22 protein-coding genes and 2 tRNA genes are annotated in these 21522 nt (G+C 68.4%); 14 read left to right on the forward strand and 10 right to left on the reverse strand.

Going from position 1 to position 21522, the window contains the following annotated elements; genetic code table 11:
- Nucleotides 1-39: 39 nt before the first annotated feature.
- Genes VC184_RS07425 through VC184_RS07440 form a run of 4 tightly spaced genes read left to right on the forward strand, consistent with a single transcriptional unit; the run spans nucleotide 40 to nucleotide 3749 of the window.
- A complete protein-coding gene (locus VC184_RS07425) occupies nucleotides 40-585 on the forward strand; it encodes a ribose-5-phosphate isomerase (protein ID WP_323987651.1) in 546 nt (181 codons plus the stop codon).
- On the forward strand, nucleotides 585-1592 hold the full coding sequence (locus VC184_RS07430) for an Fpg/Nei family DNA glycosylase (protein ID WP_323987652.1): 1008 nt from the start codon (nucleotides 585-587) through the stop codon (nucleotides 1590-1592). The genes VC184_RS07425 and VC184_RS07430 overlap by 1 nt, the downstream gene beginning before the upstream one ends.
- 4 nt (nucleotides 1593-1596) lie before the next feature.
- On the forward strand, nucleotides 1597-2250 hold the full coding sequence (locus VC184_RS07435) for an FMN-binding negative transcriptional regulator (protein WP_323987653.1): 654 nt from the start codon (nucleotides 1597-1599) through the stop codon (nucleotides 2248-2250).
- Complete coding sequence (locus VC184_RS07440) at nucleotides 2247-3749, forward strand: amidohydrolase (RefSeq protein ID WP_323987654.1); 1503 nt, start codon at nucleotides 2247-2249, stop codon at nucleotides 3747-3749. The genes VC184_RS07435 and VC184_RS07440 overlap by 4 nt, the downstream gene beginning before the upstream one ends.
- Nucleotides 3750-3857: 108 nt before the next feature.
- On the opposite strand, the gene VC184_RS07445 is transcribed toward VC184_RS07440, so the two are convergent.
- Entirely contained in the window at nucleotides 3858-4343 is a 486-nt protein-coding gene (locus VC184_RS07445; protein WP_269266254.1) for a Dps family protein, read from the reverse strand.
- A 109-nt stretch (nucleotides 4344-4452) separates the two neighbouring features.
- Between VC184_RS07445 and VC184_RS07450 the strand changes: the two genes are divergently transcribed.
- Complete coding sequence (locus VC184_RS07450) at nucleotides 4453-4989, forward strand: gamma carbonic anhydrase family protein (RefSeq protein ID WP_269266253.1); 537 nt, start codon at nucleotides 4453-4455, stop codon at nucleotides 4987-4989.
- Between the two features lie 38 nt (nucleotides 4990-5027).
- Here the strand turns inward: VC184_RS07450 and VC184_RS07455 are convergent.
- A tRNA-Gly gene (locus VC184_RS07455) sits at nucleotides 5028-5098 on the reverse strand.
- A gap of 134 nt (nucleotides 5099-5232) precedes the next feature.
- Between VC184_RS07455 and VC184_RS07460 the strand changes: the two genes are divergently transcribed.
- The 6 genes from VC184_RS07460 to VC184_RS07485 all read left to right on the forward strand — a co-directional run bounded on the left by VC184_RS07460 (nucleotide 5233) and on the right by VC184_RS07485 (nucleotide 10490).
- Nucleotides 5233-5306: transfer RNA gene (locus tag VC184_RS07460), tRNA-Pro, on the forward strand.
- A gap of 71 nt (nucleotides 5307-5377) precedes the next feature.
- Entirely contained in the window at nucleotides 5378-6913 is a 1536-nt protein-coding gene (tig, locus tag VC184_RS07465; protein WP_323987655.1) for a trigger factor, read from the forward strand.
- A gap of 194 nt (nucleotides 6914-7107) precedes the next feature.
- Nucleotides 7108-7692 carry an ATP-dependent Clp protease proteolytic subunit gene (locus tag VC184_RS07470; protein ID WP_023950833.1) on the forward strand — a complete coding sequence of 195 codons (585 nt, stop codon included), beginning with the start codon at nucleotides 7108-7110 and terminating at the stop codon, nucleotides 7690-7692.
- A gap of 23 nt (nucleotides 7693-7715) precedes the next feature.
- Nucleotides 7716-8381 carry an ATP-dependent Clp protease proteolytic subunit gene (locus tag VC184_RS07475; protein ID WP_210004530.1) on the forward strand — a complete coding sequence of 222 codons (666 nt, stop codon included), beginning with the start codon at nucleotides 7716-7718 and terminating at the stop codon, nucleotides 8379-8381.
- A gap of 171 nt (nucleotides 8382-8552) precedes the next feature.
- Nucleotides 8553-9821 carry an ATP-dependent Clp protease ATP-binding subunit ClpX gene (clpX, locus tag VC184_RS07480; RefSeq protein WP_269266251.1) on the forward strand — a complete coding sequence of 423 codons (1269 nt, stop codon included), beginning with the start codon at nucleotides 8553-8555 and terminating at the stop codon, nucleotides 9819-9821.
- A 54-nt stretch (nucleotides 9822-9875) separates the two neighbouring features.
- Nucleotides 9876-10490, forward strand: coding sequence for a dihydrofolate reductase family protein (locus tag VC184_RS07485; RefSeq protein WP_323987656.1), 615 nt, complete (start codon nucleotides 9876-9878; stop codon nucleotides 10488-10490).
- On the opposite strand, the gene VC184_RS07490 is transcribed toward VC184_RS07485, so the two are convergent.
- On the reverse strand, nucleotides 10487-12529 hold the full coding sequence (locus VC184_RS07490; protein WP_323987657.1) for a M3 family metallopeptidase: 2043 nt from the start codon (nucleotides 12527-12529) through the stop codon (nucleotides 10487-10489). The genes VC184_RS07485 and VC184_RS07490 overlap by 4 nt on opposite strands.
- A gap of 69 nt (nucleotides 12530-12598) precedes the next feature.
- Here VC184_RS07490 and VC184_RS07495 point away from each other — a divergent pair, with 69 nt between their 5' ends.
- Both VC184_RS07495 and VC184_RS07500 read left to right on the forward strand, forming a co-directional pair.
- Entirely contained in the window at nucleotides 12599-13222 is a 624-nt protein-coding gene (locus VC184_RS07495) for a helix-turn-helix domain-containing protein (RefSeq protein ID WP_323987658.1), read from the forward strand.
- 2 nt (nucleotides 13223-13224) lie between these two features.
- Complete coding sequence (locus tag VC184_RS07500; RefSeq protein WP_407667134.1) at nucleotides 13225-14544, forward strand: MFS transporter; 1320 nt, start codon at nucleotides 13225-13227, stop codon at nucleotides 14542-14544.
- A gap of 19 nt (nucleotides 14545-14563) precedes the next feature.
- Here the strand turns inward: VC184_RS07500 and VC184_RS07505 are convergent, their stop codons facing one another.
- From VC184_RS07505 to VC184_RS07525, 5 genes are all read right to left on the reverse strand, one after another.
- Entirely contained in the window at nucleotides 14564-14797 is a 234-nt protein-coding gene (locus VC184_RS07505; RefSeq protein WP_274177856.1) for a hypothetical protein, read from the reverse strand.
- A 1-nt stretch (nucleotide 14798) separates the two neighbouring features.
- Nucleotides 14799-17378: a valine--tRNA ligase gene (gene valS / locus VC184_RS07510; protein WP_323987660.1), complete on the reverse strand. Its 2580-nt coding sequence runs from the start codon at nucleotides 17376-17378 to the stop codon at nucleotides 14799-14801.
- Nucleotides 17379-17450: 72 nt separating this feature from the next.
- On the reverse strand, nucleotides 17451-18272 hold the full coding sequence (locus tag VC184_RS07515; RefSeq protein ID WP_323987661.1) for a MetQ/NlpA family ABC transporter substrate-binding protein: 822 nt from the start codon (nucleotides 18270-18272) through the stop codon (nucleotides 17451-17453).
- A gap of 32 nt (nucleotides 18273-18304) precedes the next feature.
- A complete protein-coding gene (locus VC184_RS07520) occupies nucleotides 18305-18976 on the reverse strand; it encodes a methionine ABC transporter permease (protein ID WP_323987662.1) in 672 nt (223 codons plus the stop codon).
- Entirely contained in the window at nucleotides 18973-19734 is a 762-nt protein-coding gene (locus tag VC184_RS07525; protein WP_323987663.1) for a methionine ABC transporter ATP-binding protein, read from the reverse strand. The genes VC184_RS07520 and VC184_RS07525 overlap by 4 nt, the downstream gene beginning before the upstream one ends.
- Nucleotides 19735-19779: 45 nt before the next feature.
- Here VC184_RS07525 and VC184_RS07530 point away from each other — a divergent pair, with 45 nt between their 5' ends.
- Complete coding sequence (locus tag VC184_RS07530; RefSeq protein WP_274177861.1) at nucleotides 19780-20196, forward strand: OsmC family protein; 417 nt, start codon at nucleotides 19780-19782, stop codon at nucleotides 20194-20196.
- Nucleotides 20197-20206: 10 nt separating this feature from the next.
- Here the strand turns inward: VC184_RS07530 and VC184_RS07535 are convergent, their stop codons facing one another.
- Together VC184_RS07535 and VC184_RS07540 are read right to left on the reverse strand one after the other, a co-directional pair.
- On the reverse strand, nucleotides 20207-20713 hold the full coding sequence (locus tag VC184_RS07535; protein WP_323987664.1) for a GNAT family N-acetyltransferase: 507 nt from the start codon (nucleotides 20711-20713) through the stop codon (nucleotides 20207-20209).
- Nucleotides 20710-21357: a hypothetical protein gene (locus VC184_RS07540; protein WP_274177863.1), complete on the reverse strand. Its 648-nt coding sequence runs from the start codon at nucleotides 21355-21357 to the stop codon at nucleotides 20710-20712. Before VC184_RS07540 ends, VC184_RS07535 begins: the two co-directional genes overlap by 4 nt.
- Nucleotides 21358-21522 lie beyond the last annotated feature (165 nt).

Genomic DNA, 21522 nt, shown 5'->3' on the forward strand with positions numbered 1-21522 from the left:
CCTACGCTTTCGGGGCTCCCACGTTCATAGGATGGTGCCATGCGCATCCATATCGCGACCGACCACGCCGGTCTCGAGTTCTCCACTCAGCTCCAGCACCACCTCGCCGAAGCGGGTCACGATGTCGTCGACCACGGCCCGATCGAGTACGACCCGGTAGACGACTACCCCGCGTTCTGCATCCGTGCGGCGGAGGCCGTCGTCCGGGATCAGCAGGCGGGCGTCGAGGCGCTCGGCGTCGTCTTCGGCGGGTCCGGCAACGGCGAGCAGATGGCGGCGAACAAGGTGCATGGTGCACGCGCAGCGCTCGTCTGGAACATCCCGACGGCCGAGCTCGCGCGGGAGCACAACAACGCCAATGTCATCGCCATCGGCGCGCGCCAGCACACGTTCGACGAGGCGGTCACCTTCATCGACCGCTTCATCGCGACGCCCTTCAGCGGGGAGGAGCGCCACGCGCGACGTATCGCCCAGCTCGCCGCCTACGAAGCCGACGGCAGCCTGCTGCCCGACCCGCGCGCGGTCGACGGCGGCACCACGTCGCCGCTGCCCGCAACCGACTCGTTCGATCCGGAAGCGGGCTGATGCCCGAGGGCCATTCCGTCCACCGGATCGCCCGCCAGTTCGAGCGCAACGTCGTCGGCCGCGTCGTCGCCGCGTCGAGCCCGCAAGGGCGGTTCGTCGAGGGCGCGGCGGTGCTCGACGGTCGCGAGGCGATCGAGGCGCGGGCGGTCGGCAAGCAGATGTTCCTCGCGTTCGAGGACGACGTCTGGTTGCGCGTCCACCTCGGGATGTATGGCGCGTGGGATTTCGCCGGCGAGATCCTCGTCGACCCCACGATCGCGTCCGCGAACGGGCGGATGGGCCACACGAATCAGCGCGGCACCGAGATCGCGCCGATCTACGACGCCGGCGGAGAGAACTCCCTCAGCTCGATCGGTGCGCCGCGACGAGCCCGCGGACGAGTCCGCATGAGCGAACAGACCACGGGGCTCGGTGACGACGGTGCTGCCGAAGACGGGGGATGGCCGCCGCCCGTCGTCGGTCAGGTGCGCCTGCGCCTGCTCACCGACGTGACCTGTGCCGACCTTCGCGGACCGACGGCCTGTCAGCTGCAGACACCGGAAGAGGTTCAGGCGACGATCGCGAAGCTCGGGCCCGATCCGCTCGTGGATGACGTGACGGAGGGCGAGGAGCGATTCGCCGCGACCGTCCGCCGCAAGCCGACGGCGATCGGTCTGCTTCTCATGGACCAGAGCGTGGTCAGCGGAATCGGCAACGTTTATCGCGCGGAGATGCTGTTCCGCGCACGCCTGAATCCGCACACGCCGGGCCGCGGCGTGCCGGACGAGACCGTCCGAGAGCTCTGGCGCGACTGGGTACGGCTCCTCGCGATCGGCGTCGAGACGGGGCAGATGATGACGATGGACGATCTCGATCCCGAGGCATGGCGCCGGGCGATGGCCCATCGTGACGACCGGCACTGGGTGTATCACCGGGCGGGCCTGCCCTGCCGCGTGTGCGGAACGTCGATCGTCCTCGAGGAGATGGCGTCACGCAAGTTGTACTGGTGCCCGAACTGCCAGAGGTGAGCGCATGAGACAGAATCCCAGCTTCGCGATGACGGATGTCGTCGAGCTGCGCCGTGTGATCGACGAGAACCCGTGGGTCACGATCATCAGTGCGGGCACCGACGGACTCGTCGCGTCGCACTACGCCGTGCTCCTCGACGACGAACGCGACGACCTCACGATCGTGGGGCACGTCGGGCGCCCGGATGACGTGATCCACGGCCTCGGTGGCGGCGAGCTGCTCGTCGTGGTCCAGGGGCCGCACGGGTACGTGTCGCCTCAGTGGTACGGCGACGTGCCTGCCGTCCCCACCTGGAACTACGTCTCGGTTCATCTTTCCGGCGTGCCCGAGATCCTCGCGCCGGAAGAGAACCTGCGTGTGCTCGAGCGCCTCGTCGACCGGTTCGAGTCGGGCCTGGGTGCGCCACGGGGCATGTGGGCCGCGCCGAACGATGAGGACTTCGTCCGGCGTCTCGAGCGGGGGACCGTCGGATTCCGTCTCTCACCGGCCCGAGTCGAGGCTAAACGCAAGCTCAGCCAGAATCGGCCGGATGCCGTGGTCGACACCATCATCGCCGAGCTCGAGCAGACCGCCACACCGTATGCCGACCCCCGGCTGGCGACGGAGATGCGCCGGGCTCACGAGGCGATGCGCGCCGCCCGCGAGGATCGGTCGTGAACCTCGCAGCGCCGGGCGAGACAGTGGACATCATCGCGGACGTCCGACTGACCGGCCCGGGGCGCACGGATCCGTTCGGTGCCGATCTGGTCGACGTGCACGTCGCGGGTGATGTCGTGGTCGACATCGCGCCTGCGGGCGCCCTCCCGCGACGCGGGGTCGTTCTCGACGGTGGTGGGGGCTGGCTGATCCCCGGACTCTGGGACCACCACGTTCACACCCTGCAGTGGGCCCTGGCGGCGCGCCGCGTCGACCTCGAGGGCATCGTGAGCGCTGCCGAGGCGGCGGCGGTCATGGGTCGAGCGGGACTGGAGCTCGACGGTCGCCGCGTCGGCTCGGGTTTCCGCGACGCGCTCTGGCCTGATCGGCCCTCGCTCGCACTGCTCGACGCGACCACGGGCGACGCGCCCACCTATCTGATCAACTCCGATGTCCACAGCGTCTGGCTCAACAGCGCCGCGCTCCGGCGTGAGGGGATGTCGGCGGCCGACGGGCTGCTGCGCGAGGAGCCCGCGTTCGAGATCTCCCGCCGCCTGAACGCCCTCGACACGGCGGTCGCGGATGCCGCGGTGATCGAGGCGATGTCCGCGGCATCCGCCCGCGGCGTGGTCGGCATCGTCGACCTGGACATGGCATGGAACGCGGAGGCCTGGGATCGCAGGCTGGCTCGCGGATACGACGCGGTGCGCGTGTCGTTCGGCGTCTACGCCAGCATGCTGGATCGAGCGATTTCAGCGGGACTGCAGACCGGCGACGCGATAGATCCGGCGGGGCTCGTGCGGATGGGGCCATTCAAGGTCATCACCGACGGCTCACTCGGCACCCGGACGGCGGCGTGCTCGCACCACTATCCGAACGCCGAGCACGACTTCGGAGTCATGACCGTGCCGCCTGCCGAGCTCGTCGAGCTGATGCGGCGCGCAACGGGGGCCGGCATCTCCTGCGCGGTGCACGCGATCGGCGACGTCGCGAACTCGCACGCCCTCGACGCCTTCGCGATGACGGGAGCCACCGGGACCATCGAGCACGCTCAGCTCGTCGCTCACGCCGACATCCCGCGGTTCGCCCGACTCGGCATCGGCGCGAGTGTGCAGCCCTCGCATGCCGTCGATGATCGCGACATGGCGGAGGAGTTCTGGGCGGGGCAGACGGCCGTCGGCTACCCGATGCGGGAGCTCGTCGAGGCCGGAGCCAACCTGCTGCTCGGTTCGGACGCGCCGGTGGCCCGTCTCGATCCCTGGACCACGATGTCGGACGCGGTGTTCCGTACGCGTGACGAGCGCGATCCCTGGCGTCCGCATCAGCGAATCGCGGCTGCAGTCGCCCTCGCAGCCTCAACGGCGGGTGGGTCGCAGACCGGCTCGGCGATCGCGCCGGGGGACATCGCGGATCTGGCCATCGTCGACCGTGACCCTCTCGCCGCCGACACGCCCGGAGCTCTGCGCGGAACCGGCGTGACGGCGACCCTCCTCGGCGGCCGGATCACGCACATCGGTTGAGTCGCGTTCTTCGGGGCACGCGTCCCGGGAAGGCGAAACGGGACGGTGATCGGTGGGGAAGCGTCCAGCTGCCCTCGTCCCGATCACCGCCCCGTTCGGCGCTGAGGATTACTCGGCGAGGTGTGCGAGGAGGAACCAGCGATCCTTGTCGACGCCGCGCTTGATCTCGATCGCGACGTCCTGGCTCGTGAGGTCGACCTCGTCGAGACCGTCGATGGCGTTCTGAAGGTCGACGAGCACCCCGTCGATGTCGGAGACGATGGCCTTGATCTCGTCCTGCCACTGCGCGAACCCGGCGGGCACGGCGGTGCTGGTCTTCTCGGCCATGGTCGAGACGCGCGAGTCGACGGGCAGGCCGAGGGCGACGATGCGCTCAGCGGCGGTGTCGGCGTAGTCCTGGGCGTGGGCGACCACCGTGTCGAGCAACTCGTGGATCGCGATGAAATTCGAGCCGCGGACGTTCCAGTGCGCCTGCTTGCCGTTGACGACGAGCGCCTGCATCTTGTGCACGACCGGGGTGAGGAACTGCGCGGCAGCGGCGGCGACCTCGGGGTCGGCGGTGAGGGCGGGAGTGGTGATGTTGGTGTCGGTCATGTCTGCGCTCCTTCTGGCAGGTCGTGGCCTGCATCTGTCCAAACGCTACTCACGCCGGAACATTCCGCAAGCAAGAGAAGGCTGGGCTCACCAGGGGTAACGTGAGGCCATGCCCGTCGCCTCGTCCGCATCCCTCGTGTCTCTCGGAGAGTCTCGGCCCCGCCTGCATCCGACGGTGTTCGTCGCGGACGGGGCGCGACTGGTCGGTGACGTGGTCATCGGCGAGATGTCGAGCGTCTGGTACAACGCGGTGATCCGCGGTGATCGGTCGCGCATCGTGATCGGAGATCGCAGCAACGTCCAGGACGGCGTCGTGATCCACGTCGACGCGGGGTCGCCCGCGAAGATCGGCGACGACGTCTCGATCGGCCACAACGCCGTCGTCCACGGGTGCACGGTGGAGGACGGCTGCCTCATCGGGATGAACAGCACGATCCTCAGCGGTGCGGTGATCGGAGCCGGATCTCTCGTCGCCGGGGGAGCGGTCGTGCTCGAGGGAACCGTGATCCCCGCCGGTTCCCTCGTCGCCGGGGTGCCGGCGAAGGTCCGCCGGGCGCTCACGGAGGACGAACGGGGCGGGCTCCACGGGAACGCCGCGACATACCTGCAGCTGGCCACCGATCACGGCGCCCGTTGCGCTGAATGAAAAGCTCCTCCGCATACGAAGACGAGGAGGAGCATCGGAGGGGCTGACGAGAATCGAACTCGCATCATCTGTTTGGAAGACAGAGGCTTTACCACTAAGCTACAGCCCCGCATCCGACCTGGATCGGATGTGGATCGCCCTCACGCTGAGAACCATGTCCAGCGCTGGCAACTAGAACAGTCTAGCGGACTCCGTCGGCTAGACTGACCACGGCCGTTTTCCGACGCACGTGTGCTGCGCGCCCGGGGCGTAGCTCAGCTTGGTAGAGCGCCCGCTTTGGGAGCGGGAGGCCGCAGGTTCAAATCCTGTCGCCCCGACAACGGCCCCACGAACCCAGACCACCGAACGGACGCGCATGTGCGCGGCCGGATAAAGGAGAACGACAGGCATGGTCACCAGCACCGTCGAGACGCTCAGCCCCACGCGGGTGAAGCTCCACATCACGGTCAGCCCGGACGAGCTGAAGCCGAGCATCACCCACGCGTACGAGCACATCGCTCAGGACGTGCAGATTCCCGGCTTCCGCAAGGGCAAGGTGCCCGCTCCCATCATCGACCAGCGTGTCGGCCGCGGTGCGGTCATCGAGCACGCGGTCAGCGAGGGCCTCGACGGCTTCTACCGCGAAGCCGTCACCGCGAACGAGCTGCGCGTCCTCGGGCGTCCGTCGGCCGAGGTCGTCGATTGGCCCAGCGACAAGGACTTCTCGGGCGACCTGAAGGTCGAGGTCGAGGTCGACGTGCGTCCCGAGTTCGAGCTTCCCGCCTACGCGGACATCACCATCGAGGTCGAGCCCGTCGCCACCGACGACGCCGCCATCGACGAGGAGCTCGACCGCCTGCGCGGCCGTTTCGGCACGCTCGTCACCGTCGACCGTCCTGCCGCGAAGGGCGACTTCGTCGAGCTGGACCTCGTCGCGACGATCGACGGCAACGAGATCGACCGCGCCGAGGGTGTGTCGTACGAGGTGGGCTCGGGCGAGCTCCTCGAGGGCATCGACGAGGCCATCGAGTCGCTCACCGCTGGTGAGGACACCACGTTCCGTTCCAAGCTCGTCGGCGGCGACCACGCCGGCGAAGAGGCCGAGGTCGCCGTCACGGTCAAGGCTGTCAAGGAGCGCGAGCTCCCCGAGGCCGACGACGACTTCGCGCAGATGGCGAGCGAATTCGACACCATCGCCGAGCTGCGCGAGAGCCTTGTCGAGCGCGTCTCGCAGCAGAGCCTGTTCACGCAGGGCGCTGCCGCGCGCGAGAAGCTCGTCGACGCGCTCCTCGAGAAGGTCGAGATCCCGGTTCCGGCCGGACTGGTCGAGGACGAGGTTCACGCGCACCTCGAGGGCGAGGGTCGTCTGGAGGACGACGCGCACCGTGCCGAGGTCACCGAGGCGAGCGAGAAGCAGTTCCGCACGCAGATGGTGCTCGACAAGATCGCCGAGACGCACGAGGTCCAGGTCTCGCAGGACGAGCTGACCCAGTACCTGATCCAGGCCTCTGCGCAGTACGGCATGGCCCCGCAGGACTTCGTCAACGCGCTCCAGCAGAACGGCCAGCTTCCGGTGATGGTCGGCGAGGTCGCCCGTAACAAGGCCCTCGCGATCGCCCTGGGCAAGGTCACGGTCGTCGACACCGACGGGAAGTCGGTCGACCTGACCGGCTTCATCACCGTCGAGGGCGAGGAGTCCGCCGCCGACGAGGTCGTCGAGGAGGCGCAGGAGATCGCCGACGAGGCCGCTGACGCCGATGCCGACGCCGCCGAGGCGGAGGAGAAGCCGGCCAAGAAGACGCCTGCCAAGAAGGCGCCCGCTAAGAAGAAGGCGGATGCCGCCGACGACGCTCCCGCCACCGACGAGAAGGCTCCTGCCAAGAAGGCGCCGGCCAAGAAGGCCCCCGCCAAGAAGAAGGCCTCCGACGAGGCTGCCGCCGAGTGATCTCCTGATCGCGACGGTCGCCCGACCGGCAGAAGGGGCGGATGCTGCGGCATCCGCCCCTTCTGCTCTGCCCGACAGATGCTCCGCATCAGGGACGGCGGTGACACGGGCTATGCCCACGGCGAACACGGTCAGGCGCATGCGGCGGCGTCGGTAGATTCGACACGTCACGAAACTTCGGATCAGGAGCACACATGGCTGACCCCCTCATCGCAACAAGCGTCTTCGACAGACTGCTCAAGGACCGCATCATCTGGCTCGGGTCGGAGGTGCGCGACGAGAACGCGAACGAGATCTGCGCGAAGATCCTCCTGCTCGCCGCCGAGGACTCCGAGAAGGACATCTACCTCTACATCAACTCGCCGGGCGGCTCGATCACGGCCGGAATGGCGATCTACGACACGATGCAGTTCGTTCCGAACGACATCGTCACCGTCGGCATCGGCATGGCCGCGTCCATGGGGCAGCTGCTCCTGACCGCCGGCACGAAGGGCAAGCGCTACATCACGCCCAACGCCCGGGTTCTGCTGCACCAGCCGCACGGCGGGTTCGGCGGCACGGCCAGCGACATCCAGACGCAGGCGCAGCTGATCCTCGACATGAAGCGTCGTCTCGCCGAGATCACCGCGGCCCAGACCGGCAAGTCCGTCGAGCAGATCAACGCCGATGGCGACCGCGACCGGTGGTTCACCGCTCAGGAGGCGCTCGAGTACGGCTTCGTGGACCACATCCGCGAGTCGGCCACTGACGTCGTCGGCGGCGGCGGCACCGAGAACTGATCGACCGAAGGAGAAAGACAACGATGAACACACCCGCCTTCGGCCTTCCCCACGGTGCGGCGATGCCCTCGAGCCGGTACATCCTGCCGCAGTTCGAGGAGCGCACCGCCTACGGCTACAAGCGCCAGGACCCGTACAACAAGCTGTTCGAGGACCGCGTCATCTTCCTCGGCGTCCAGGTCGACGACGCATCGGCTGATGACGTGATGGCTCAGCTGCTCGTGCTCGAGTCGCAGGACCCGGACCGCGACATCATCATGTACATCAACTCGCCCGGTGGATCGTTCACCGCCATGACCGCGATCTACGACACCATGCAGTACGTGTCGCCCCAGATTCAGACGGTGGTGCTCGGTCAGGCGGCTTCGGCGGCGTCCGTCCTGCTCGCCGCCGGCGCCCCGGGCAAGCGGCTCGCGCTTCCGAACGCCCGCATCCTCATCCACCAGCCCGCCGTCGGCGAGGCCGGTCACGGTCAGGCGTCGGACATCGAGATCCAGGCGGCCGAGATCCTGCGCATGCGCACGTGGCTCGAGGAGACCATGGCGCGCCACACCAACCGCACGCAGGAGCAGGTCAATAAGGACATCGACCGCGACAAGATCCTCTCGGCACACGAGGCGATGGAGTACGGCATCGTCGACCAGGTGCTGACGTCGCGCAAGCGGACCCCCGCCGCGATCACCGCCTGAGCGAGGCGAGTTCGCAGCGTATGGCCCCGGCGACGAGCCGGGGCCATACGCGTCATGGGGGCGGTTCGACTCGAAGGGCTCGCAAATCCGCGGGGATGTCTGCGGGAGAGGTTAGGCTCGGAGCACCACGTTCTCAGGTGAGCGATGGTTTCCGGCATCCAGGAGGGGTACATGGCTCGCATCGGTGAGAGTGCCGACCTGTTCAAGTGCTCGTTCTGCGGAAAGAGTCAGAAGCAGGTCCAGCAGCTGATCGCAGGACCCGGCGTCTACATCTGCGACGAGTGCGTCGAGCTGTGCAACGAGATCATCGAAGAGCGCATGGCCGAGTCGGGCGACGAGTCGGTCGCCGAGTTCGACCTCCCCAAGCCGCGCGAGATCTTCTCCTTCCTCGAGGAGTACGTCGTCGGGCAGGACCCGGCGAAGCGTGCGCTCTCGGTCGCGGTCTACAACCACTACAAGCGCGTGCGGGCGCACTCGACCCTCCAGCCCGCCGAACAGCGCGCCGACGACGTCGAGATCGCCAAGAGCAACATCCTGCTGCTCGGTCCCACCGGCTGTGGCAAGACGTATCTGGCGCAGACGCTCGCGAAACGCCTCAACGTGCCTTTCGCCGTCGCCGATGCGACCGCGCTCACCGAGGCGGGCTATGTCGGTGAGGATGTCGAGAACATCCTGCTCAAGCTTCTGCAGGCGGCGGACTTCGACGTCAAGCGTGCGGAGACCGGCATCATTTACATCGACGAGGTCGACAAGATCGCACGCAAGGCGGAGAACCCCTCGATCACGCGCGACGTGTCGGGCGAGGGTGTGCAGCAGGCTCTGCTGAAGATCCTGGAGGGGACGGTGGCGTCGGTTCCGCCGCAGGGCGGACGCAAGCACCCGCACCAGGAGTTCATCCAGATCGACACGACCAACGTGCTGTTCATCGTCGCGGGCGCGTTCGCCGGCCTCGAGGAGATCATCTCGTCCCGTGTCGGCAAGCACGGCGTGGGCTTCGGCGCCCCGTTGCAGGAGAAGGACAAGGAACTCGACCTCTTCCGCGAGGTCGAGCCGGAAGACCTGCACAAGTTCGGTCTCATCCCCGAGTTCATCGGCCGTCTCCCCGTCGTCACGTCTGTCGCGCCGCTCGACCAGAAGGCGCTCATCGAGATCCTCACCGGTCCGAAGAACGCCTTCGTCAAGCAGTACCAGCGCATGTTCGAACTCGACGGCGTCGAGCTCGAGTTCGAAGACGAGGCGCTGCGCGCGATCGCCGATCTCGCCGTGGCGCGCAAGACCGGTGCCCGCGGCCTGCGCGCCATCCTCGAAGACGTTCTCGGCCCGATCATGTTCGAGATCCCGTCGGCCGACGATGTCGACAAGGTGATCGTGACGCGGGCTGCCGTCGATGACGGTGCTCCGCCCACGCTCGTCCTGCGCCAGAAGCGCAAGAGCGCCTGACGACGGAGTCGCATCGCCTGCTTCGGTGTCGGAGGTCCCGGTTAATCTGCCGATATGGGACGCATCATCTTCGACACGGCGAGCTCACTCGATGGCTTCATCGCCGACGGCGCGAACTCGCTCTCCTGGCTGTTCGCGGTCGACGGCGGCGACGAGCCCGACGCGAGTCTGCTCCCGGAGAACGCGGGCGTGATCGTCGAGGGGTCCACGACCTACGAGTGGGTACTCGCCGAGTCGGACATCCTCGCGCACCCCGAGCGATGGCAGGAGTTCCACGGCGATCGGCCGACCTTCGTGTTCACGACCCGCGAGCTTCCGCGTCCGGCGGGCGCAGACGTCAGATTCGTGTCCGGGCCCGTGTCCGATGCGCTTGCGCATATCCGAGAGGCCGCTGCGGGGCACGATGTGTGGGTCGTCGGCGGTGGCGACCTGGCCGGTCAGTTCCTCGACGCCGGTGCGCTCGACCAGATCGCGGTCTCCATTGCGCCCGTGACGTTGGGTGGGGGAGCGCCCCTGCTTCCGCGTCGCATCGAGTCGGACCGGCTCGCGTTGCGCTCAGCAGAACGGGTGGGGGCGTTCGCGCGCCTGGTCTACGACGTGATCCCCGTCGGTGGGCGCGACGCGCAAAGCGCTCCCACCGACGGACTCCTCGCCGCAGACGCGACCTAGGCGCTCAGCCCGCGGCGTGCGAGCAACGGCTCGATGCGCGCGTCACGGCCCCGGAAGTCACGGTATGCCTCGAGCGGATCCTTCGAACCGCCGACGCCGAGGAGGCGCTGACGGAAGCGATCCCCGTTCGAGCGGGTCAGCCCCCCGTTCTCCTCGAACCATTCAACGGTGTCGGCGTCGAGAACCTCGCTCCAGATGTAGGAGTAGTACCCGGCGCTGTAGCCACCTGAGAAGATGTGCGCGAAGTAAGCGGACGAGTAGCGTGTCGGCACAGCGGAGTCATCGAGTCCGATGTCGGCGAGGGCCGCGGCTTCGAAGGCTGCCACGTCGGTGACAGCTGCTGCATCCTCCGCGCTGAGCGAGTGCCATGCGAGGTCCAGCCATGCGGCGGCGAGATACTCGCTCGTGGCGAATCCCTGGTTGAAGGCCCCCGAGGCTTCGAGGCGCTCGACGACGTCCGAGGCGAGCGGCTCACCGGTGTCGACGTGGCGGGCGTAGTTCGCCAGCACCTCGGGTCGGTAGATCCACATCTCGTTGACCTGGCTGGGAAACTCGACGAAGTCGCGGAAAACGTTGGTTCCGGCGAAGGTCGGGTAGGTGACCGTGGCGAACAAGCCGTGCAGCGCGTGCCCGAACTCGTGGAAGAGTGTCGTCACCTCGTCGAGCGTCAGCAACGTCGGCGTGCCCGGGGAGGGCTTCGGGACGTTCAGGTTGTTCACGACGATCGGAGTCGCCCCGCGTAGCGCTGACTGGGAGGCGATGGAGTTCATCCATGCGCCGCCGCGCTTGGTGTCGCGCGTGTAGAGGTCGAGCACGAACAGTCCGAGGTGGGAGCCGTCCTCGTTCGAGACTTCGAACACGCGCGCGTCCTCGTGGTACGCAGGCAGGTCATCGCGCTCACGGAACGTGATGCCGTAGAGACGTGTCGCCGCGAAGAAGACGCCGTCGCGCAGCACTCGTTCGGCCTCGAACCAGGGGCGCAGCGCGGGCGTGTCGATGTCGAGCGTGCTCGCGCGCACGCGCTCGGTTGCGAATGCCCAATCCTCCGGACCGACCTCGGCGCCGTCCACGACCTCCTGCAGGGCCAGCTTCTCGCGCTGTGCGTTGCGCGCAGCAGGAGCGGCGAGCCGGCGCAGCAGCGTGGATACCGCTTCCGGGTTGCCAGCCGTCTGGTCGGAAGTGACGTAGGCCGCGTGCGAGGGAAAGCCGAGCAGTTCCGCGCGCTCGGCACGGAGGCGGACGATTTCGAGCAGCACGGGCCGGTTGTCGTGGCGGCCGGGGCGGGAGCCGCGAGCGCGCGAGGCCTCGAGGATGCGGCGACGGGACCGCGGGTCCGTGAGCGAGGCGAGCGCCGGGTGGCCCGTGAACAGCGTCAAGGTGATGACGTAAGCCCCCGGTCGCCCGCGATCGGCAGCCGCGCGCGCGGCGGCGGAGATCTCACCCTCGCTCAGCCCGTCGAGCTCCTCCCGCGACTCGAACACTACGGCCAGATCGTTCGTGTCGGCGAGGAGGTTCTTCTCGAAGGTCGTCGTGAGAACGGACAGTCGGCTGTTGAGCTCGGTCAGTCGCTCCTTAGCGCTGCTGTCGAGCCCGGCGCCGGCGTGGGTCATCTGGACGAACCGCCGCTCCAGCAGGTAGCGCTGCTCGGCCGTGAGTCCGAGATCATCGCGGCTCGCGTGCAGGCGCTCGATCCGGTCGTACAGGCGGGGATCGAGGAGGATCGCGTCGGAGTGCGCAGACATCAGCGGGGCGAGCTCTTCGTCGACGGCCTGCACCGCGGGAGTGGCGTCCGCAGAGCTGACCGTGTAGAAGACGCGCGCTACGTCGCCCAGGAGCCGGCCGCTCTCTTCCCATGCCACGACCGTGTTCTCGAACGTCGGAGGCTCGGTGCTGCCGGCGATCGCGTCGATCTCGCGCCGCTGCTGAGCGAAGGCCTCGCGGAAGGCGGGCAGGTAGTCATTGACGTCGATCTCGCGGTAGTCGGGGAGGCCCCACGCGAGTGACGAGGCGGTGAGAAGGGAATTCGAAGATGCCGACATGGCACAAGCCTACGATGTGTTCCAAAGACTATGTTGCAAAGAGATGCTTGCAAAGCTATCTTTGGACCCATGACCGAAATCAACGCCGAGAAGCGGACGCCTCGCGACATCCGCACGCTCGACTCGGGCGCGCTCCGTGCCCTCGCTCACCCCGTGCGCGTGCGTCTCTACGACATCCTGAGTCAGCAAGGCCCTCAGACGGCCAGCTCGCTCGCGGCGATGACGGGGGAGTCGTCCGGTTCGACGAGCTACCACCTGCGCGCTCTCGCGAAGCACGACCTCATTCGCGAGATCCCCGATCGGGGCACGGCGCGCGAGCGATGGTGGGAACGGCCCACCGGCGGCGTCTCGTTCCCGGGTGCGGACACGATGCGGACGCCGGCGGGCCGCGCCGCGACCCAGGTCGTCATGGGCGAGTTCCTCGATCGTCGACACGAGCAGCTCATGCGCTTCGTGGAGAGCACGTTGCGCGAGGAACTCGACCCATGGGCCGAGAACGCGCTCATCACCTCGGCCACCGTCTCGCTGACGGTCGAGCAGCTCCGCGAGGTCAACGCGCGTATCCAAAGAGTCATCGACGACGTCGTCGACGAGTACCGCGTTGACCCGGACCCCGGCCCGCATTCGTCCTCCGAACACCGCATCGTCTCGCTGCGCGCCGAGGCGTTTCCGATCACGACAGAGAGCGACTGACGATGACCAGCGTGACCGTCTCCCGGACCCGCCCACCCGAGTCCGGGCGCCCCCGTCCGCTCGGGCGCGATTTCTCGCGACTGTGGACCGCCGCCGCGTTCAGCAACCTCGCGGACGGCCTGGGCCGCACGGCGGTGCCCCTGATCGCCACGACACTCACGCGCGACCCGCTGCTGATCTCGTTGCTCGGCGCGGCCGCCTTCCTCCCGTGGCTCGTTTTCGGGGTGCCTGCCGGCGTCATCGTCGATCGGTTCGACCGGCGCCGTGTCATGGCGTTGGCGAACAGCGTGCGCGGCGCGGCCGCGGTCGGTCTGGCCGTGCTCACGGTCACGGGCAGTCTCGACATCGTGTGGCTGCTCGTGGGCACGCTCGTCTTCGGCTTCGGCGAGACCCTGTTCGACAACGCGACCAACGCGATCATTCCGAGCGTCGTCGAGCGGGATCAGCTCGATCGGGCCAACGGGCGCATCCAGGCCGCGCAGATCACCATCGACAGCTTCGTAGCGCAGCCCGTCGCCGGCGTTCTCTTCGCCGTCTCGCTCGCACTACCGCTGTGGGTCGGCGCCGCGGGTTACCTGGTGCCGATCGCGCTGGCGCTCCTTCTCCCGCTGGCCGCGGCGCGTTCACGGGCTTCGGACGTCATCGGCGCGGATCAGGGCGACGTCGTCGCCGGCGCCGTCCCCGAGCCCCTGCCGGCAGCACCGGACGTCGCCGTTCCCGCCGGGGAAGCGTTGCGCTACCTCTGGCGCCATCGGTTCCTGCGTGCCCTGGTCGTGTTCACGTCGGTCGTCGGCTGCGCCTTCGCTTTCGCGCAGGCTCCGACGCTGCTCTACTTCCTCGATGTCCACGGGGTACCCGAGTTCGCCATCGGGTTCGTCACGGCGGGTGTCGGGGTCGGTGCGCTCGCGGGCTCACTCCTCGCTGCGCGCATGGTCGCCCGCTGGGGCCGAGGCAACGTCATGTGGGGCGCGAACCTCGCCGCCGCAGCGTGCATGGTCGCCGTCGGGTTCGCCCCCGGAATCGTCGTCGCGGTCATCGCCTACGCGGGCATGGCGTTCGCGGTGTCGGTGTGGAATGTCCCGTGGGGTGCGCTGCGGCAGCAGATCATCCCGCCGGCGCTGTTCGGGCGCACTCTGGGCATCATCCGGACGCTCACCTGGGGACTCTTCCCCGTGGCGACGAGCCTGGGCGGCCTGGTCGCGTCGATCGACCTGCGGCTGCCGTTCATCGCTGCGGGCGCTGTCTGCCTCACCGCGACGGCCGCGTGCACGCGCCTCATCCGCTCCGCGTCCGCGCAAAGCTCTCCCGCCGCGTCGGAGTGAGCGGCGGGAGAGCGGGGCGTCAGAACTCGTCGTCGTCGATCTGACCGACGACCGGTTCACCGGCGGCGTCGAACGAGACCACGACACCGGTCTCGAGCTCGGCCACGGGGCGTCCCTCGAGCCAGGTCAGAGTCCACTTCGGACGCGGATCTGCGTCGAGCCCGCCGTCGACCGCGCGAACCCGGTCGCGGAAAGCGGCCGGCAGCGAGACGGGCGGCTCATCGCCGCTGGTCCACCGCGTTCCCAAACGCATCTCACGCCTCCTGAGGCGCGAGCTCGACGCGCTCCACGACCAGGTCGCCGTCACCGTCGAGGAGCTCGAGCTCGGCGATGCGTCCGACCGCCTTCAGGTCGCCCTCCGCGCGGCGCAGTCGCTCGATCGTCGCGGCATCCGCGCGCAGCGTCAGTACCGAGACGGGGGTCTTCTGCGAGGCCTTGGCTTCCGTCTTCGCGCGGCGGATGCCGATGAGCGCGGCGCTGGCCGCGGTGAGAACGGCCGGGTCGCCGTCGATGCCGCTCGCTTCCGGCCACGGCGCGGTGTGCACGGAGCCCTCCTCGAACCACGACCATGCCTCCTCTGCGGCGAAGGCGAGCACCGGGGCGAGCAGACGCAGCAGCGACGACAGCGCGAGTCGCAGTGCCAGCGCCGCCGACGCCTGACCCGCGTCGGAGCGGTCGTACGCGCGCTCCTTGACGAGCTCGAGGTAGTCGTCGCAGAAGGTCCAGAAGAACGCTTCCGTGATCTCGAGCGCGCGAGCGTGGTCGTAGGCCTCGAACGCCCGCGTGGCATCGACGATCACACGGTCGAGCGTTGCGAGCATGGCGGCGTCGAGGTCGTGGGTCACCGCCGCGCCCTCGGGCACGGGGAACGACAGCACGAACTTCGCGGCGTTCAGCACCTTGATGGCGAGACGGCGGCCGATCTTCACCTGCGTGGGGTTCTGCGGATCGAACGCGGCGTCGGAACCGAGGCGACTCGACGCGGCCCAGTAGCGGACCGCATCCGTGCCGTGCTGGGCGAGGATGTCGGCGGGGGTGACGACGTTTCCCTTCGACTTCGACATCTTCTTGCGGTCGGGGTCGACGATGAAGCCGGAGATCGCGGCATCCGACCACGGTGCGCGGCCGTCTTCGAGAGCGCTGCGGAGCATCGTGGAGAACAGCCAGGTGCGGATGATGTCCTGCCCCTGCGGCCGCAGATCGAACGGCGCGACAAGCTGCCACAGCTCCTCGTCGCGCTGCCACCCGCCCGCGAGCTGCGGGGTCAGCGACGACGTCGCCCAAGTGTCGAAGATGTCGCGCTCGGCGTCGAACCCGCCGGGCACGCCGCGCTGCTCGGCGGTGTATCCCGGAGGGACATCGGTGGTCGGGTCGATCGGGAGCTGGGCGGCATCGGGGGTGATGACGCGCTCGTAATCGCGTTCGCCGTTCTCATCGAGGCCGTACCAGATCGGGATCGGTACGCCGAAGAAGCGCTGACGGGAGACGAGCCAGTCGCCGGTGAGACCGTTGGTCCAGTTCTCGTAGCGCACCCGCATGAAGTCGGGGTGCCACGACATCTCCTGACCGAGCGAGATGAGGCGCGCCCGGAGCTCTTCGTCGCGGGCACCGTTGCGCAGGTACCACTGACGGGTCGAGACGATCTCGAGCGGGCGATCGCCCTTCTCGAAGAACTTCACCGGGTGGCTGAAGGGCTTCGACACCTCGAGCAGCTCGCCCGATTCCTGCAGCAACTCCACCACGCGCTTCTTGGCGCTGAAGACGGTCTTGCCCGCCAGCTCGGCGTAGGCCGCGCGTGCGCCATCCGTGACGATGACGTCAGGCGCCTCGGCCACGATGCGACCGTCGTGGCCGAGGATCGTGCGGTTGGGCAGGTCGAGCTCGCGCCACCAGATGATGTCGGTGACGTCGCCGAACGTGCAGATCATCGCGATTCCCGAGCCCTTGTCGGGCTGAGCGAGGTGATGGGCGAGGACGGGCACCTCGACGTCGAAGAGCGGCGTGCGGACGGTCTTGCCGAAGTAGGGCTGGTAGCGCTCGTCATCGGGGTTCGCCACGAGGGCGACACACGCCGGAAGCAGTTCGGGCCGCGTCGTCTCGATGTGGATGTCGCCGCTGCCGTCGGTCTTGTGGAACGCGATGCGGTGATACGACGCCTGCTGCTCGCGATCCTCGAGCTCGGCCTGCGCGATGGCGGAGCGGAAGTCGATGTCCCACAGCGTGGGGGCCAGCGCCTGGTAGGCCTCGCCGCGCTCGAGGTTGCGCAGGAACGCGAGCTGGCTGGTGCGGATGGTCTCGTCCGAGATCGTCCGGTACGTCTGGGTCCAGTCGACGGAGAGCCCGAGCTGGCGGAAGAGCGACTCGAACTGCTTCTCGTCCTCGATCGTCAGCTTCTCGCACAGCTCGATGAAGTTGCGACGGCTGATGGGCACCTGGTCGGCGGCACGGCTCGACTTGTTGTCGCCGCCCTCGAACGGCGGGACGAACGACTCGTCGTAGGGGAGAGTCGGGTCGCAGCGCACGCCGTAGTAGTTCTGGACGCGGCGCTCGGTGGGCAGGCCGTTGTCGTCCCAGCCCATCGGGTAGAAGACGCTCTTCCCGCGCATGCGCTCGAATCGCACCTTGAGGTCGGTGTGGGTGAACGAGAAGACGTGGCCGATGTGCAGCGACCCGGATGCCGTCGGGGGAGGCGTGTCGACGGAGAAGACGCCGCCGCGGCCGGTCTTCGCGGCACGCGCGCGGTCGAACAGGTAGGTGCCCTGCTCGGCCCACGCGGCGCCCCACTTCTGCTCGAGGCCTTCCAGAGCGGGCTTCTCGGGAATGTGCGCTGTCATGGGAACTCCTCGACGATATGTGCGGCACTGTGTGAGCGTGCCTGAGTGTGCGTCGTCCGAGTCTACCGGGGGTCAGAAGGCGGCTTCGATGGTCTCGTTGCCGTCGATGACCTTTCGCACCTCGTCGCTCGTGAACGCGTCGATGAGTGCTTTCGTGGCAGGGGAATCCGCCTCAGCCGAGGGGACCACGAGCTGCAGCGCGAAGCGGTCGTCGAGTTCGGTGAGCAGGCCGTCGTCCTGCGGCGTGAGGCCGAGCGCGGCGATGTGCGACGGCCACTGGAAGACCAGGTCGGCCTCGTCGTACGCCGTGTTCAACTGGTTGATCTCCAGCGACAGGAACTGGAGGTTCTTCGGGTTCTCCGCGACGTCGTCGAGGGTCGCTGTGTACGGGTCGATGCCGGGGGCGAGGTCGATGATGTCGGCGTCGGCCAGCAGCTTGAGCGCACGCGCGGTGTTCGACGAGTCGTTCGGGATGGCGACCGTGGCACCGTCGGGGAGCTGGCCGATGTCGGTCAGCGTCTTCGAGTAGAAGGCGATGACGAAGTTGTAGACGGGTTGGACCGCCTCGAGCGATGCCCCGTTCTTCTCGTTGAACTCCGTCATATACGGCTCGTGCTGCGAGAAGTTCGCGTCGATGTCGCCGGCAGCGAGCATGTTGTTGATCGTGACGTAGTCCGACACCGGAACGAGCTCGATCTCGTACCCGTCGGCGATCGCGGCTCCGGCAGCCTCGACGATGTCCGTCGCGGGGGCGGTCACCGCGCCCACGCGGAGCGTCGTGACCCCGGAATCCGTGTCTCCGGGCGAGCCGGCGCAGCCGGCGAGGAGTCCGGCGACCGCGAAGGTGGCGATGGCCGCCGAGGCGATGCGGGTGCGAAGGGTGCGAACGGGCATGGGTTCTCCTTGTGAGAGCGGGTGGACGAGGGTCAACGGTGGTCGAGTCGGATCGACAGGCGGTGACCGGCCGACTGGATGACCAGCACCACGACGAGGATGACGGCGATCGTGAAGTACATCAGCGGATAGTCGTACTCCTGGTAGCCGTAGCGCAGCGCGAAGTCGCCGATGCCGCCACCGCCGACCACACCGAGCACGGTGGAATACGACAGCAGACTGATCGTCGCCGAGGTCAGCGCATAGGCGAGGCCGGGAACGGCCTCGGGAAGCAGGAAGCGCCGGATCGTCTGAGGCAGGGTCGCTCCCATCGTGCGCGCGACCCGGGGGATGCCCGGGCTGATCTCGCGCAGAATCTGCTCGACGAGTCGTGCGTAGATCGCGACCGCGACGAAGCAGAGCGAGAACGTCGCCGCAGGAGTGCCGAATGTCGTCCCGTAGACGAGACGTGTCACCGGCACGAGGAACACGACCAGGAGGAGAAACGGGAAGGAGCGCACGACGTTGATGAAGAGGTTTCCGATCCACCACACGAACCGGTTCGGCGCGGCGCCGCCCCGCCGCGTCAGGTACACGAGCATCCCGAGGGGGAGTCCGAGGACCACCGCTGCGGCCAGTGAGACGAGGAGCATGTATCCGGTCTCGCCGAGCGCCTCGAGCAGGTCTCCGCCGCGGCGCTCGAGTGATTCGACCAGGCCGGTCATGCGCCCAGCTCCCGCCGGGCGCGGTCGAGGTAGCTCTCCCGGCCCAGATCCGATGCGGGCTCGACGTGCAGGATGTCGCGCAGACGCCCGTCCTCGAACAGCGCGACGCGGTCGCAGACGCGCCGCACGACGGCGAGATCGTGCGTCACGACGACCACTGTCGTTCCGAACCGGTCCCGGGCCTCGCGGAGGAGCGCGAGGACGCCGTCGGTCGTGGTGGCGTCGAGCGAGGAGGTCGGCTCGTCGCAGAGCAGGACCTCGGGCCGGCCCACGAGCGCGCGGGCGATCCCTACGCGCTGACGCTGACCGCCGCTGAGCTCAGACGGGTACGCATCCTCGCGACCACCGAGACCGACGAAACGCAGCGTCTCGTCGGCCGCGGCGCGTCGCTCATTCACACTCAGGCGGTTCCGGCGGTCGCGCAGTTCGAGGGCGAGCAGGACGTTTTGACGGACGGTGCGATTCGCCAGCAGGTGCACACCCTGGAAGACCACGCCGATCCGCCGGCGCAGATCCCGCAGCGCCGTCCGGCTGAGACCGGTCGGGTCCTGATCGAGCACCCTCACGGTTCCTGCGGTCGCGCTGATCTCGCCGGTGAGCAGAGCCAGGAGAGTGCTCTTGCCGGCACCGCTCTCGCCGATGACTCCGAAGATCTCGCGCGGAGATACAGCGAGATCGACGTCGGTGAGAGCGCGGGTTCCGCCGGGGTAGGTGACGCTCACGCCGCTGAGGGCGATCGGCGCGTCGGTCGGTGGCACAGGGCATCCCCTAATAGTTGGACGACGTTCAACTATAGTCGAACCATGGTCACCCGGTACCGCACCTCTGCTTTCAACGACGACGGCGGCACGGGGGTCAGCCGCGTTCCGGACGGCCTGGAGGTCGCCGTGTCGAATCCATTGCAGCCGGGCCATGACACCGCCGCGAGCAATCCCGAGCAGCTCCTCGCGCTGGCCTGGTCGACGTGCCTGAACGCGACGGCGCAGGCGATCGTGGCGGGCCGCCACCGCACGAAGGCGCGGGTCGAGGTCGAGCTGCGCGACGCCGAGGGGCGCACGGGGTACGAGTTCCTCGTTACGGCTTTCATCTCCGGCGAGGGGCTGGATGCCTCCGAGGCGGCGGAACTCGCCGCTGCAGCGCACGATCGCTGCCCGATCTCGCGCCTGTTGCGGGAATCGCCGCTCGCCGAGGTACGCGGCGAGGCCTGGTCGGCGTCCTGACGAGGCGCCGTCAGCGATCGACGGCGAATCCGAGGTGGGGCATGTCCACGCCTCGGTAGTGCACCATGAACCGGCGGCGAACGGTCATGCCGAGGCGGATGGCGACGTTCATGGATGCGATGTTGGTGTCGCGGACCTTGGCCCAGATGGCCGGAGCACCGAGCTCGCGGAATCCCCAGTCTCGCGCGGCGGCGGCGGCCTCGGTCGCGTAACCGCGGTGCCAGTGCACCCGCTGGAAGAGGTAGCCGACCTCGAGCACCTCTTCGTCGCCGACGAACTGCCGCGTGATGCCGCACTGCCCGATCATGCCGGCCCCAGGGAGGTCGACGGCCCAGAGGCCGAACCCGTCCTCCTCGTAGCGACGAAGATTGCGCGCGAGCCACCGCGCGCTCTCGTCGTCGTCGAACGCCCCCTCGTAGGCGGTCATCGCGATGGGGTCGGTCAGTATCTCGCGGAGCGGGTCCAGATCGTCCTCGGTCATCAGCCGGAGGACCAGACGTTCGGTGCGGGCGATCATCGGCTCGGCTCCTCGGCGGACGCCTCATCGCGCACGTCCCATCCGAGCGCAGCGGCGAACGCGGGGGCATGCGCTTCGATCTGCCGACGCGATGCAGTGGCGCCGGTCAGCGCCCGGATGTCCGTGAAGGCGAGTGCTTCCAGGCCGCGGAGGTCGAGATCCGTGCTCGAGAGCGCACGGGAGTCGAACTCGTCGACCGTCGTGTCGACGAAACGGACCCGCTCGAGCATCGCGCCCGGGGCATCGAGCGTTCCGATGCGGCAGTCGACGATGAGCACATCGCGCAACGTCGCGGCGGGCACCGAGAGGTAGTCGATCCGGATGCCGCGGAGGATGACGCCGTCCCAGCGGGCACGCTGGGCGTCGAGGGTGCCGATCCGCCCACCGCTGAGGGTCACGGTGCGCCAGCTGCCGTCGCCCGAGCGGAACTCGGCCGTCGCGAGGTCGCGGATGGCCACGTCGGCGAGCACCGCGCCCGTGAGATCGAGCCGGTCGGGGGACCCGGCCTCGACGACGCTCTCGCTCAGCCGTGCGTGGGCGCCGTCGACCGCGCCGCCGTTGAGTGCGATCGACGTCTCGACGAGATCGCCGTGTCTAGTGAGGACACCGGGCTCGAGGTGACGCGGCAGGTCGGGTTCGCTCACCCGAGGGGGCGTGGGACGGGTACGAGGGCGGGCCATACGTTCAGCGTATGCCGACGGTATGATGGGCTCATCAGCACCGATCCGGCCATCACCGGGGAGCTCTCGGAAGAACGGCGGTCACCCGCCCAGTAGAACCGAGCGGGGCAGGCCCGTCACAGCCGCTGG

The sequence above is a fragment of the Microbacterium plantarum genome (assembly GCF_035231185.1).
GTDB lineage: Bacteria > Actinomycetota > Actinomycetes > Actinomycetales > Microbacteriaceae > Microbacterium > Microbacterium plantarum.